The organism is Desulfocicer niacini (assembly GCF_054657595.1).
In genome coordinates this window covers 1-13,037 of sequence record NZ_BAAHYK010000007.1, presented here as the reverse complement: position 1 = coordinate 13,037, position 13,037 = coordinate 1, and the positions used below count along the sequence as shown (strand labels likewise).

Here is a 13,037-nt window from a genome sequence, read left to right as displayed (position 1 = left end):
AAAATGCCTGCGTTCAAAATATTAATTGTTGAAGATGATGTTAACTTGAACCGAGGATTGGTGCATGTCATCAAAAAGCAGGGGTATGAAACAGCTTCTGCAGAATCTGGAGAACAAGCCCTTCAATGCATAAAAGAAAAATCATTTGACCTGATCATTTCAGATTTCAAGCTGCCTGGTATTGATGGCAAACAGGTTTTAAAAGCGGCAAAAAGGTATGATTCAAGCATCCTGTTTATTATGATCACAGCTTACGGAACGGTGGATACAGCTGTTTCTGCCATGAAAGAAGGTGCTGACGATTATATTATGAAACCATTTGATATGGACGAATTCAAGCTTGTCGTAAAAAAAACATTGGAAAAAAAAGCATTACTCGTTGATAATGCCCGATTAAAAAGTCAATTACACAAGAAAAACACCTTTGATAATATAATAGGGGCAAGCCCATCCATGGTGGATGTTTTTAAGAGCATTCACCATGTAAAAAACTCTAAAACAACCGTTCTGATTCGTGGAGAAACCGGAACCGGAAAAGATCTGGTAGCAAGGGCGATACACTATAATGGAGACCGGACTTCAAAACCATATATACCTGTTAATTGCGCAGCATTAAATGAAAATTTAATGACCAGTGAACTGTTTGGCCACGTGAAAGGTGCATATACCGGTGCCGTATCAGATAAACGTGGCGTTTTTGAAGCAGCTGATGGTGGGACTCTGTTTCTCGATGAAATTGGTGATATTGGCAAAGGCTTGCAGCAGGCACTTCTGAGAGCTATTGAAACCGGAGAAATTCAGCCAGTAGGATCGTTTAAACGAAAAATTGTCCGGGTCCGAATTATCGCTGCTACCAACAGAAATCTTGAGGAGATGATTGAGAAAGAAGTCTTCAGAGAAGACCTGTACTACAGACTCAATGTCGTAACTGTTAATTTACCGCCTTTGCGTGAACGTACAGGTGACATTGAGTTATTGGCCTTCCATTTTTTAAAACAGTATGCTGCTCAAAATAAAAAACAGATTAATAAAATATCTTCCGGTGCGCTAAAATTGCTGGAAAATTATTCCTGGCCCGGCAATGTGAGAGAACTGGAAAACATCATTGAAAGAGCCACTTTATTCGAAGAGGATTCTATTCTTTCTGTTCAAAGTCTTCCGAATATTTTGAAACAAACAGCCTCAAAAAAACCACGTAGGAATATTAACTCCCTGGATCACATGAGCAAAAATCATATTCAGGATGTATTGGAAACCACCGGTGGCAATAAAACCCAGGCATCTAAAATCTTAGGCATTGATCGCTCCACTCTCTATCGGATTATAAAACGCTTTAAAATTCAATAGATCCCACCTGCTATTCCATTGATGCAATCTGCCCCTTCGTTGCATTTCGCGACGTTTCAACCACAGTATACGCACCCCACCCATCTTAAAATATCTAACAATTTCAAAATGTTATTTTTGTTTATATCTTTGGCACAGCTGTTGCTATTTATGCCTGCAACAATTTGATGATTTTTCATCAAATCATATTTGATGACTTTAGAAGGCAAGCAAAAAGGCATAGAAACCGAATATCGGTCTATTAAAACTAACTTGGAGAAATTATGAAAGACTACAGCTTTGGAAATTTGATGGATTGGGGCAGTGTATTAGATAAATTACAACACCTGAAAGATACGGGTGAGTTAAACAATCATCAAGAGGAACTGATCAAGTTGCTTCGCTGCGATATCAATTGGCGATTGAGAGAAGCTGCGGTTGAAGCCTCATCAACCTTGACAAATCCCAGTGTGGATACGGTAACGCTGCTTGTTGAATTGCTCAAGCGAGAAGATATCTACTATAATGTTCGCATAATGGCAGCAGAGGCTTTATCTACGCTTGTGCCGGTTGTAATGAAAAGTAAAGATCTCAATAAAGACCTTGCCCGCTTATTCATCGATGAGGCCAACCATGAAGTAACACGTCTGCTGTCTTCTCCGGCACCACCGATTTTTCATGATGCCCTGGACATTACATTAGAGAAAATTCAGATGGTTTTAGAAGCTGCCTGACCCACACCAGGATAAAAAAAAGAGGTACCATTGCTCCCGGGCCTGTTTTCGTTAATACCTCCATCTGCTCCTTAACAAAGAGGAGGGCCGCAGGTCCGGCACACAATCTTATAAAAAACAAATCAAACGCTGACAGGATTATTATTACATTCCTGCATCCGGCCGCACCGTCAAACCACTCCGATGTAAAGGAAATGATGGAAAAAAAGATCACCGCATTTACCATGGACGGCATTCCCAGAATTTCCAGAGCACAGCGGATGGACCCCTTGACTTCCATGAGTGCAATTACAGGGTATAAATCAATTATCATGGCAGCAGCCCAGTTTCCTAAGTTTATCCCCATGATCGGGACATCCATAGGGATGATCAAGCCTGCCAACATTCTGGTTATCGGAACAGGTGTTGTGGGGTTGCAGGCAATTGCCACAGGGAAGCGCCTTGGTGGGGTCGTCAAAGCGGTGGATATTCGCCCGGATGCAAAAAAAGAGGCCGAAAGCCTGGGCGTCAAGGTTGGAGGATTCGATGTGCCGCCCGAGATCGCTGTGGGAGAAGGGGGGTATGCAAAGGCATTGTCATGTTCAGACACCCTCCCCAGCATCCCTATATCTTGACGGGTGCTTTATTGATCGGCTCTTTGGCAGGAATTTGGCTTGTCACCCGGATCAGCATGATTCAAATCCCTGCCATGGTGGCATTCCAGAATGGTGCAGGCGGATTAGCCTCCTTTTTGATTGCCTTTGTCGAATTGATGAGGGGCAACCTGAACGTTGTCAACGAGATATCCGGGCTGCTCGGGTTGGTAATGGGGGCTTTCACCTTCTCAGGTTCCATGATAGCCGCAGGAAAACTTGCCAACAAACTGAATCAAACCCCTGTTCAACTTAAAGGGCATACGCTTATTCTCGGTGCAAATTTTCTTATAGTTGTCGGATTGATATCTTTTGCATTGAGCAGCACCATGCCTTTACCCCTGGGGATCACCGTCTGGGTCGTTATTATTATTTCCGCTGCTTTATTCGGGGTTCTGTTTGCCATTCGTGTCGGTGGTGCAGACATGCCAGTGCTGATATCATTTCTTAATGCAACCACCGGACTTGCCGCGGCCCTTTGCGGTATGGTTCTTGGCAATAAACTGTTGATTTCCTGTGGTGCAGCAGTGGCTGCTTCGGGTTCCATTCTGACCCACGTAATATGCAAATCAATGAATCGAAGCCTTTACAGGGTGTTTGTGCCGCTGGTGCAGAAACAGGATACACTCCAAGGTAAAAAAAGTGAATCACAGCCTGGGTTAGAAAAAAACAGCCCTGTTTAGAAAAAATAGATCCGCTTAAAGATGTGGCCGAAAAAATACGCTGTTCAAAAAAAATAGTAATCGTCCCCGGATACGGTATGGCCGTGGCCCAGGCACAATTTGAAGTAATCGCATTGACTGAATCCCTGATTTCTATGGGTAAAGAGGTTCAGTTCGCAATTCATCCGGTTGCAGGCCGGATGCCGGGGCACATGAACGTACTGCTTGCTGAGGCGGGTATTGACTATGACTTGTTGAAAGAAATGGATGATATAAACCCGGGCTTTAAAGATACGGATCTTGTTTTGGTCGTAGGGGCCTGTGATGTGGTAAATCCTTCTGCAATTAAAGTCAACGGTTCTCCCATATCGGGAATGCCCATACTCCATGTCCATGAAGCCTCCCATGTCGTATGCTGCAATATAGATGAGCGTCCGGGATATTCCGGTGTGGACAATCCATTATACAAGAATGAAAAAACAACACTCTTATGTGGGGATGCCAAGCAAACCATTGAAAATCTTTTTCAAGAGGTTTCCCAGGAGACAAGAGATAATGACGTATTAAATTCCCACGGTGAACATGACGTCATTAAATCCGCAGTGGCAGAATTACTGGCTGCTGAAACCGTCATTGTTATACCGGGTTATGGAATGGCCCAGGCCCAGGCTCAGTTTGAAGTGGTGGAACTGTCTCAGATGCTCCAAAGCATGGGAAAGGATGTCAAATTCGCCATTCATCCCGTGGCTGGCAGGATGCCGGGACATATGAATGTTGTATTGGCTGAAGCGGACATCGAATATGACCGGCTTTATGAGATGGATGAGATCAATCCTGATTTTCAAAAAACGGATGTGGCTGTTATATTCGGGGCCTGTGATGTAGTCAACTCCGCTGCCATTGATATCCCGGGAACACCCATATCCGGAATGCCCATACTCATGGCTCACAATGCGAAAAGGGTGATAGTGTGCAACTATGATACCAAACCTGGTTATTCCGGGGTTGAAAATCCCTTGTATGAAGATTCAAAAACATTAATGGCGACAGGTGATGCTAAGGCAACGGCAATCCTGATGATTAAAGAGCTAAAAAACAAGACTAAATTTCAGTCTTAAATATATTTTTTTCCCGGTATGGGTACGTAGTCCAACCGGGATTAACAATATTAGTATCTCAACTTTCGGACTTCATTTCAAACTGCGGCCATGGTCATCGGCTCCGATATCGGCACCACGGCCACGGTGCTTTTAGGAGCCATTGGAGGAACACCTCCCAAAAAGAGAGTGGCCGCAAGCCACCTGTTTTTCAACCTGGTGACTGGGCTCATCGCCTTTCTGGCCTTGCCAGTGATGATTATGGTCGTTAAAATATTTGTAGATGTCTCAACCAATGGTCTGGTCGGAATTGCCCTGTTCCACACCGTGTTTAATATTACCGGAGTTCTGATTTTTCTGCCAATTGTGGGAGTGATGACGACGTATCTTGTCAAACTTTTTCCTGAACATAAAGAACAATTGTGTGTTCATATCGCCAATACACCCATAGAGGAAGTTGAATCGGCCGTCATCGCCCTTAAAAACGAACATCTGGATCTGTCCACCCTGTTTCTGGTAAACCGTCTTTTTACTCAGGCCTGCAGAATGATGATTTTCAGCATCAAAGATTTGAAACTCACACAGGAAAAGGCCAATCATTTTGACAAAGCCATTGAACCTGGATTAAAATCATGACCGGCACGCCCATTTTTTTTGCGGTTTCGGTGTGGCGACTACCTAATAAAACGTTAAAACCAAAACTCAGGGTACTTTCTTGAGGTTGCCAGATTATTGACGATCAAGGCAACAATCAGCATGATCAAAACCCCGACCCCAACTGGAATGACCGCATAAAAAAAACCAAGGTCATGGATTTTTTCACTGCCGATAACAGCAATCAAGGCAGTTGCCCCTCCGGGAGGATGCAGTGTCCTGGTTGCATGCATGACGGCAATGGCTGTGGCCACGGCAATTGAGGACGCAAGCCAGGGAAATGGATAAAGTAATTTATAGGCAATAACCCCGATAACCGCAGATATGACATGCCCGCCCAATAAATTTCTGGGTTGCGCCAAAGGGCTCCTGACCGCACCGTATATCAATACGGCTGAAGCCCCGAAAGATCCGATAATATAAACCAGATCATCACCGCTGAAAAGGTTATAATTCAAGAAAGCCACCGGTGTTATCCCCAGAAAAGCACCCACCCATGACCAGGCGATCTCTGAAAAACCAACCGCTGGCGGGCTCTGCCCTCCCCCTCTCATTTTGCTGAAAAACGACATTAAATTACATTTCCTATTTTTTTATTTCCATTAACAAATGGTCTGAACAATGTCTGATCGGGCAATAATCCCCAGCAGTTTTGATTGATCATCAATGACCGGCACCCTGTTGATGTTCTTCTGATCCATAAGATTGGCAATTTCCATTAAAGGGGTTCGGGGCACAATGGTGATACAGGGAAAAGACATGATATCTGCCGCCACAAGAGTTCTAAAGCCCGCTGCAATACAGCCTGTGGTTTCAAGACATTGTAAAACAACACGCATAAAAGACGGCGCATGATCATCATTCATCCGCTTTAAAAAATCTTTATCAGATATGACGCCTGCAACGCTAAGATCATCCCTGACAACCGGAAGACCGGAGATCTTGTTGTCGGCCATTTTTTTTGCCACTTCCATAAGTGAGGTGTTTTCGCTCACTGTGACGACATCTCGGGTCATGATCTGATCTGCAGTAATGGCATTTTTCATGCGGGACATGGCTTGAGCAAAGGCCACCAGATAGACTTCCCTAAAATCAGAGGGTGTAATATCCAGATACCCTGGTATCTGTTTCATGGCTTGAAAAATATCTTCATCTGAAATTGGCAGGGTACATTCATTGAGTGAACTAAATTTCATATCATCCCCTCTATAAAAGGTTTGGGTAAAATGGCTATCCTTACAAGAAAACTGCTTTATGAAAATGTTTTACTGGATGCCTCAGCGACAGTCGCCATAAAAATAATGAATTTTCCTGATTAAGTCATTGACTTAGATCAAGTTCCTTTTTTGATAAATAAGCTATAAGAGCCAATAATATTTAAACAGGCTCTAAAAAAAATGGGGTTGGTCACAACATGGGGCACTTTGGGGAGAGGTCAGGCTTGCGTTATTGGCATTATCGTTGCTCTTGGCATTTGCACAGGCTGTGGTCGATAACGTCAATAACACAAGCCTGACCCCATTGGCACCAACGGTAACTGTTGGCCCATTTTGTGATCAAGCCCGAAAAAATCTTAGGGAAAAGAGACGCTATCATGAAAAAATTCTTTGAAAATCACAAAATGAAAATGTGGATTTTCTCAATAAGACGTCTGACTCAACTGTTGTCATGCATTATCGTCATAATCATTGGGGCCAAATTTTACACCTTTGTCGCCCAACTTGAAAGCGGAATCCTCCCGAGCTTTGAAAGACCGCCCGGTGTCGAGGCCTTTCTGCCGATCAGCGCCCTGGTCAGCCTGAAACATTTTTTAATTACCGGAAAAATAAACACCATCCATCCATCGGGAATGGTGATTTTTTCAATCATTTGTTTGACAGCATTAATCTTAAAAAAAGGGTTTTGCAGCTGGATTTGCCCTATAGGTCTGCTTTCTGATATTTTTGCAAAATTAAATGGCCTATCCTTTAAACATAAAGTGGTTCTGCCGATTTGGGCGGACGTGGTACTGAGAAGCATCAAATATACCCTGGCCGGCTTCTTTGTCTGGTCCGTTTTTTACAAAATGCCCATACAAAGCATTGAGCAGTTTATTCAAAGTCCTTATAATCAATTTGCGGACATAAAAATGCTGCATTTTTTTACCCATTTTTCAAATACCGCCCTGATCGTTATCTTTGTATTGTTTTTATTGTCATTTGTCATTCCTTATTTCTGGTGCAGATATCTATGTCCTTACGGTGCTATTCTGGGAGTGTTCAGCTTTTTGAGTATCGGGAGAATCAAACGAAATCCATCTAATTGTACCAATTGCGGCAGATGCGAAGAAAAATGCCCCAGCCGCATAAAAATCAGGGAAAAGAAAAGCATTCACTCTTCAGAGTGTACGGCATGCATGACTTGTGTGAAAAATTGTCCTGAAAAACAGACCCTGGGCTTTTTCCTATTTCCCGGGAATATACAACTTGGGCAAGCCGGAATTGCCCTGATATTAATTTTCATATTTTTCATGGGTATATCCATGGCCAAAATATCGGGTAACTGGCAAAACGAGATTACAAAACCGACCTATCTCAGGTATGTAATACAGAACAGTCTGCCATGGAATTCTAACGGATCGGCTGACCCGAAAAAAATGGAGAAAATGATAAAAGCAATGAAAAACATTCAGACACAAAAAGGTCAAACAATCCAATATTTTAAAGAAAAAGGAAAATAAAATGACCATACCCGGTAATCTAATGACCACTGCAATGGCAGTCATGCCACACACGAATGTGGATCAGGCGCTTAAAACCGCATTAAGTCTTGACATACCATTCTGGCCCCAGTTACCGAACTACAGCTATTATGAAGATATGTATGTTCAGGCGGCAGAACATTTTCCGGGGATACTGCTTGATATGGACAAGAAAACGCTGAGATTTTCCATGGATAAATTCATAGAAGAGTTTGAAGAAACCATGTCCCATTTTGAAGATCCTGAATATTTCGATGTCAGTCCCACCTATTCTGCAGTATACCACAAATTTTTGGACATGGATCTTACGAATAGGCCAGCAATTCGGGGGCAGCTTGAGGGTCCTGTCAGTTTTGGCTTTAATGTTCTTGATCAAGATGACCGCCCCATCTTGTTTGACGATACGATCAGACCGTTTATGTTTGAAATCATGGCAAAACGGATAAATATTCAGCTTAAAAGGTTGAAAGAAAAAAATCCCAACGCATTCATGTTTATTGACGAACCCGGTATGCAGTTCATTTTTTCAGCCATGTCCGGATACGGAGAACAAAAAGCCAAAAAGGATCTGGATTTGTTTTTTTCCACAATTGATTCCCCCAAGGGGATACATCTTTGCGGCAACCCGGATTGGGATTTTCTCTTAGGGATGGATATGGATGTGTTATCATTTGATGTTTATACCAATGCCGAGATCTTTTCATCCTGTTCCCATTCCATTAAAAGTTTTTTGGACAGAAACGGAATATTGGTCTGGGGAATCGTTCCAACCGGTATTGAAACTTTTGAAAAAGAAAACCTTGAGTTGCTTGCCTTTAAGCTGAAGACCATTTGGAAGGCGTTAACCCAAAAAGGTATCTCATTGGATCAGATTTTGAATCAAAGCCTGATATCTCCTGCCACCTGCTGCCTTGTCAACCAGGACAAAGAGAGAACCGTTGAAAAGGCATTTCAGTTAACTCAAAAACTTTCTGAAAATCTCAGGGAAGCGTACAGGTTAATATGAAAAGTGGCAGATCTTGTGAGCAAGCCCAAAATATCTTTAAAAGACAAGTTTAACCGTCACTATATAAGAGAAGGCCTGAAATGATGCCCATAAAAAGCAACCCCATGACCATAAAAAAAATCACAACAAAGATATTTAAGGGGATATTGACCCTCCTGCCGGTTGCTGCCGCTGTTCTGGCGGTGGGATATCTGGTCATGCACAGGTCCGCTCCCACCAAAAAACCAGAAACAGAATCTGTCACCCCGCTCCGGGTCATCAGGACCTCTTACGTGGGACTGGTTCCCCGGGCCATTGGATTCGGTGTGGCCCAACCCGGTAAAATCTGGGAGGCCATCTCAGAGGTTCAGGGAACGGTTTTGTCCATACATCCGCAATTGAAATCCGGAGAAATGATCCCGGCCCACACGGTATTGATCCAGATAGATCCAAAGGAATACCATCTGACCATCGCCCGGCTGGAGGCCAATATTGAAGAGATCAGGGCCAACCTGCAAGAGCTTTCTGAAACCAGACAAAACACAAAGAACTTAATGGCCATTGAAGAAGCATCTCTGGTGCTGGCCACCAAATCCTTTGAACGAACCCGAGTATTATTGAAAAGCAATGCCACCTCCCGGGACACGGTGGACCGGGAACAACGGACATTGCTTCAACAACAGCAGGCAGTTCAACAATTAAAAAACCGTCTGGCCCTGATCCCATCAAAAGAAAAGGCCCTGAACTCAGCTCTCACCGTACAAGCAACTCATCTCAAGCAGGCCGAAATTGATCTTACCAAAACCACCATCAAGGCACCCATGGATTGCCGGCTGGATGATGTAAACTTGGATGCCGGCCAGTTTGTACGGGCCGGTCAATTACTTTTCAAGGCCAACGCCACCCGGCTCACTGAAATTGAGGCCCGATTTTCATTGGACACCTTTCGAACCCTGTTGGATAAGGAGAAAACAAAACAATTCCAGTCCGGGATAACTCCGGATACCTTTAAAACTCTGTTTCAGAAAATGACCGTTCTGGTCCATCTCCAGAGCGGTGACTGGTCCGTCCAATGGCATGGACGAATAGACCGGTGGCGGGAAGCTCTTGATTATCAGACCCGGGAAATCCGGGTGGTGGTTGCAGTTGACAATCCCTATGAGAAAGCAATTCCCGGCATCCGCCCTCCTTTAACCGGCGGCATGTTCTGCCGGGTTGAACTTCAAGGGCCGGTGCAGAAAGAGCGTCTGGTCATTCCCAGATCGGCTATCCACAATAAAAGCGTTTTTATTGTGGATTCAGACAATCGCCTTCAAAAAAGAGAAATCCAGGTGGATTTTGTCCAATCGGATGTGGCAGTAATCCAATCCGGCCTGTCACCAGGAGAGATGGTTGTGGTCTCCGATCCCACACCTGCCATCATCGGGATGAAAGTCACCCCCATGATTGATGCGCCCCTGGAACAAGATGTTAAGGCCGAAAGCCAGGCCGGAGGGGTGGCGCAATGATTCGTTTTTTTACCCGGCACCCCACAGCTGCCAACCTGTTGATGGTGGCATTTCTCATTGCCGGTGCCCTGTCCACCTCCCGAATACTCAGGGAAACCCAGCCCCATTTTGCCCCCAGCGAAGTTGAGATCCGCATCTGCTATGCCGGTGCCACGGCCCAGGAGGTGGAAGAGGTGATCGGCCGCCGGGTGGAAGACGCCATTGACGGAATCAGTTTTGTAAAAGAGATCCGGGTGGATGCCAGGGAAGGAGTGGCCGCAATTGTGGTTGAAATGGATGTAAAAGGTGATATCCAGACCTTTTTGAGGGACATTGAAACGGAAATTGACGCCATTGATGATTTTCCACCCCAGGTTGAAAACCCGGTCATAACTGAGCTGGGTCGGACCGATCCGGTTCTGTCACTGCTGGTTTCAGGCCCCATGGAGCTGATTGACCTCAAGGCCTATGCCGAAGATCTCAAGGACCGGTTAAAGGAGGCTGGAATTTCCCTGATCAAAATAGAGGGGTTTTCCGATCACCAGATCCGGGTTTCCCTTTACGATGGGGCACTGCAAAGCCTGGGACTCAGTGCAGCCCAAGTGGCACAGCGCATTGCCTCCCGGAACCGGGACGTTCCTCTGGGAATCCTGGAAACCCGTGAACGGGATATTATCCTGCGCCTTGTGGATCAACGACGCACCCCCGATACCCTAAAAAATCTGATCATTCTCGACACCGAAAAAGGCGGAATAATCCGTCTGGGAGACATTGCCGACATCCAGGACCTGTTTGAGCATGATGAAGATAAAATCATGTCCGGGGAGAGACAGATTGCCCTCTTGAAAATTGAAAAATCAAACACACAGGATGCCATCCGGGTGGCCGAAAAGGTAAAAGCCTTTGTGGCGGATGAAAAAATACGTCATCCCCAGATGGAATTGATCATTACCCAGGATGAGACAACTATTTTAAAAGACCGCCTCCAGATGCTCATCATCAACGGAATCCAGGGGTTGGTGCTTGTATTTGCAACCATGTGGCTCTTTTTTAATATGCGTATCTCTTTCTGGGTGGCCATGGGCCTGCCCGTCTCTTTCCTGGGGGCCTTTTTTCTGATTCCATATACCGGGTTGAGCATCAACATGTTCACCATGGTGGGAATGCTCATGGCGCTGGGATTGATCATGGATGACGCCATTGTCATTGCCGAGAATATCATGGTTCACCGCCGCAACGGAAAACCTCCCCTTGCGGCGGCAATGGACGGAACCCGGGAAGTCGCGGCGGGGGTTATCTCCTCTTTTCTCTCCACCCTCTGTATTCTGGGTCCTCTGGCCTTTATCCATGGTCAGATTGGGAACGTTCTAAAGGTGGTTCCCATGATGCTCATTCTGGTCATGACCGTCAGCCTGGTTGAAGCATTCTGGATTTTGCCTGCCCATCTCCACCATGCCATGAACCGGCCAGATTCTGACAGACAAAACGTATTGCGGAACCGGTTTGATCTGTTTTTCAACTGGATGAGGGATCGTCTCCTGGGCCGAAGCATCGACTTTTTATTGAAATGGAGATACCCCTTTCTGGGTGTTATCCTGGGGCTGTTTATTCTTTCCATTGGAATGCTGGCATCTGGAAAAATAAAATTCCAGGGCTTTCCAGAGATGGAGGGAGATGTGGTGGTGGCCCGTTTGCTGATGCCCCAGGGCACCCCCCTGAAACGTACACAAACCGTGGTGGACCTAATTCTTGCCGCCCTTGATCGGACCAACCTGAAATTCAAGGAAATCCAGCCGGAAACCCGGGACCTGGTCCAAAACACCTATGTTCAGTTCAATCGGAATACGGACAGTTTTGAAAATGGTCCCCATGTGGCCACCATCACCGTTGATCTGCTCACCGCCGAAAAACGATCCGGCACTATCGACGAATATCTTGCCTTTTGGAGAAGCGAAATTGGAAGCCTGCCCGATGTAATGAGCCTGAACCTGAGTAAACCGTGGTTTGGTCCGGGGGGGCAGCCCATTGAATTACGACTGCGGGGCAAAGATCTTCATCAAATGAAACAGGCCGTAACCGATTTGAAGGTCTGGTTTGCTCAGTTCCAGGGCGTGGTCAACCTGGCCGATGACCTGCGCCCAGGAAAACCTGAACTGCGCATGAAGGTACGAAAAGAGGCCCATGGCATCGGCATTGATGCCACTGAAACCGCAAACCAGCTCCGGGCGGCCTTCCAGGGTCTTGAGGCCGATGAAATTCAAGTGGGAGCGGAAGCCTATGAAATCCAGGTGAGGTTGGCCGGAATGAACCGCAACAGCCTCCAGGACATTGAAAACTTCAAACTTGTGACAATCCATAGCCGACAGGTCCCCCTGAAGGCAGTGGTGGAATGGAAAAAGGAAAAGGGATGGGCAAGGATCGCCCGCCACAACGGCATGCGGGCCGTTACCCTGCGCGGGGATGTGGATACCCGCCAACTCAACACCAATGAACTCATCGCCCTTTTTAGCAAAACATATCTCAATGAATTTCATGAAACATATCCGGATTTAAAACTCACCATCGTCGGTTCATTGAAGGAAACCAACACCGCCCGGATGTCCATGTTGGGATCCATGGGGGTGGGGTTCATCGGTATTTTTTTACTGCTCAGTTTTCAATTCAGAACATACACGGAACCCCTCATTGTCATGATGGCCATTCCCTTTTCCCTCATCGGA

13 protein-coding genes and 1 pseudogene are annotated in these 13,037 nt (G+C 45.5%); 11 read left to right on the top strand and 3 right to left on the bottom strand.

The features are described from left to right. The first annotated feature begins 3 nt into the window (after positions 1-3). From ACYQ2M_RS04930 to ACYQ2M_RS04905, 6 genes are all read left to right on the top strand, one after another. Positions 4-1,347 (top strand): sigma-54-dependent transcriptional regulator, encoded by a 1,344-nt coding sequence (locus tag ACYQ2M_RS04930; RefSeq protein WP_459915209.1) that lies wholly within the window; start codon positions 4-6, stop codon positions 1,345-1,347. Positions 1,348-1,610: 263 nt separating this feature from the next. Then, positions 1,611-2,060, top strand: coding sequence for a HEAT repeat domain-containing protein (locus ACYQ2M_RS04925; RefSeq protein WP_459915208.1), 450 nt, complete (start codon positions 1,611-1,613; stop codon positions 2,058-2,060). Then, positions 2,024-2,674, top strand: coding sequence for a Rossmann-fold NAD(P)-binding domain-containing protein (locus ACYQ2M_RS04920; protein WP_459915332.1), 651 nt, complete (start codon positions 2,024-2,026; stop codon positions 2,672-2,674). Before ACYQ2M_RS04925 ends, ACYQ2M_RS04920 begins: the two co-directional genes overlap by 37 nt. Further along, positions 2,638-3,375, top strand: coding sequence for an NAD(P)(+) transhydrogenase (Re/Si-specific) subunit beta (locus ACYQ2M_RS04915; RefSeq protein WP_459915207.1), 738 nt, complete (start codon positions 2,638-2,640; stop codon positions 3,373-3,375). The genes ACYQ2M_RS04920 and ACYQ2M_RS04915 overlap by 37 nt, the downstream gene beginning before the upstream one ends. A gap of 23 nt (positions 3,376-3,398) precedes the next feature. Then, entirely contained in the window at positions 3,399-4,472 is a 1,074-nt protein-coding gene (locus tag ACYQ2M_RS04910; protein WP_459915206.1) for an NAD(P)(+) transhydrogenase (Re/Si-specific) subunit beta, read from the top strand. Between the two features lie 90 nt (positions 4,473-4,562). Continuing rightward, positions 4,563-5,087: a hypothetical protein gene (locus tag ACYQ2M_RS04905; RefSeq protein WP_459915205.1), complete on the top strand. Its 525-nt coding sequence runs from the start codon at positions 4,563-4,565 to the stop codon at positions 5,085-5,087. Positions 5,088-5,140: 53 nt separating this feature from the next. On the opposite strand, the gene ACYQ2M_RS04900 is transcribed toward ACYQ2M_RS04905, so the two are convergent. The 3 genes from ACYQ2M_RS04900 to ACYQ2M_RS04890 all read right to left on the bottom strand — a co-directional run bounded on the left by ACYQ2M_RS04900 (position 5,141) and on the right by ACYQ2M_RS04890 (position 6,974). After that, positions 5,141-5,677 (bottom strand): HPP family protein, encoded by a 537-nt coding sequence (locus ACYQ2M_RS04900; protein WP_459915204.1) that lies wholly within the window; start codon positions 5,675-5,677, stop codon positions 5,141-5,143. 30 nt (positions 5,678-5,707) lie between these two features. Then, entirely contained in the window at positions 5,708-6,301 is a 594-nt protein-coding gene (locus tag ACYQ2M_RS04895) for a CBS domain-containing protein (RefSeq protein WP_459915203.1), read from the bottom strand. A 505-nt stretch (positions 6,302-6,806) separates the two neighbouring features. Continuing rightward, on the bottom strand, positions 6,807-6,974 hold the full coding sequence (locus ACYQ2M_RS04890; protein ID WP_459915336.1) for a hypothetical protein: 168 nt from the start codon (positions 6,972-6,974) through the stop codon (positions 6,807-6,809). Between ACYQ2M_RS04890 and ACYQ2M_RS04885 the strand changes: the two are divergent. From ACYQ2M_RS04885 to ACYQ2M_RS04865, 5 genes and pseudogenes are all read left to right on the top strand, one after another. Next, a pseudogene (locus ACYQ2M_RS04885) lies at positions 6,955-7,512 on the top strand (4Fe-4S binding protein); the annotation flags it as partial. The gene ACYQ2M_RS04890 and the pseudogene ACYQ2M_RS04885 sit on opposite strands and share 20 nt — an antisense overlap. A 114-nt stretch (positions 7,513-7,626) precedes the next feature. After that, positions 7,627-7,824, top strand: coding sequence for a hypothetical protein (locus ACYQ2M_RS04880; protein ID WP_459915335.1), 198 nt, complete (start codon positions 7,627-7,629; stop codon positions 7,822-7,824). Position 7,825: 1 nt separating this feature from the next. Further along, positions 7,826-8,851 (top strand): uroporphyrinogen decarboxylase/cobalamine-independent methonine synthase family protein, encoded by a 1,026-nt coding sequence (locus tag ACYQ2M_RS04875; protein WP_459915202.1) that lies wholly within the window; start codon positions 7,826-7,828, stop codon positions 8,849-8,851. A gap of 80 nt (positions 8,852-8,931) precedes the next feature. Then, positions 8,932-10,338 (top strand): efflux RND transporter periplasmic adaptor subunit, encoded by a 1,407-nt coding sequence (locus tag ACYQ2M_RS04870; RefSeq protein WP_459915201.1) that lies wholly within the window; start codon positions 8,932-8,934, stop codon positions 10,336-10,338. Next, positions 10,335-13,037 (top strand): efflux RND transporter permease subunit (locus tag ACYQ2M_RS04865; RefSeq protein WP_459915200.1); only part of this gene is annotated, 2,703 nt, incomplete at its 3' end. The genes ACYQ2M_RS04870 and ACYQ2M_RS04865, both read left to right, overlap by 4 nt.

What these genes read in the sequence shown, in the direction of transcription:
- ACYQ2M_RS04930 (WP_459915209.1), top strand. Translation starts at nt 4, where the DNA reads ATGCCTGCGTTCAAAATATTAATTGTTGAAGATGATGTTAACTTGAAC.
- ACYQ2M_RS04925 (WP_459915208.1), top strand. Translation starts at nt 1,611, where the DNA reads ATGAAAGACTACAGCTTTGGAAATTTGATGGATTGGGGCAGTGTATTA.
- ACYQ2M_RS04915 (WP_459915207.1), top strand. Translation starts at nt 2,638, where the DNA reads ATGTTCAGACACCCTCCCCAGCATCCCTATATCTTGACGGGTGCTTTA.
- ACYQ2M_RS04905 (WP_459915205.1), top strand. Translation starts at nt 4,563, where the DNA reads ATGGTCATCGGCTCCGATATCGGCACCACGGCCACGGTGCTTTTAGGA.
- ACYQ2M_RS04900 (WP_459915204.1), bottom strand. Translation starts at nt 5,677, where the DNA reads ATGTCGTTTTTCAGCAAAATGAGAGGGGGAGGGCAGAGCCCGCCAGCG.
- ACYQ2M_RS04895 (WP_459915203.1), bottom strand. Translation starts at nt 6,301, where the DNA reads ATGAAATTTAGTTCACTCAATGAATGTACCCTGCCAATTTCAGATGAA.
- ACYQ2M_RS04890 (WP_459915336.1), bottom strand. Translation starts at nt 6,974, where the DNA reads ATGATTGAAAAAATCACCATTCCCGATGGATGGATGGTGTTTATTTTT.
- ACYQ2M_RS04880 (WP_459915335.1), top strand. Translation starts at nt 7,627, where the DNA reads ATGGCCAAAATATCGGGTAACTGGCAAAACGAGATTACAAAACCGACC.
- ACYQ2M_RS04875 (WP_459915202.1), top strand. Translation starts at nt 7,826, where the DNA reads ATGACCATACCCGGTAATCTAATGACCACTGCAATGGCAGTCATGCCA.
- ACYQ2M_RS04870 (WP_459915201.1), top strand. Translation starts at nt 8,932, where the DNA reads ATGATGCCCATAAAAAGCAACCCCATGACCATAAAAAAAATCACAACA.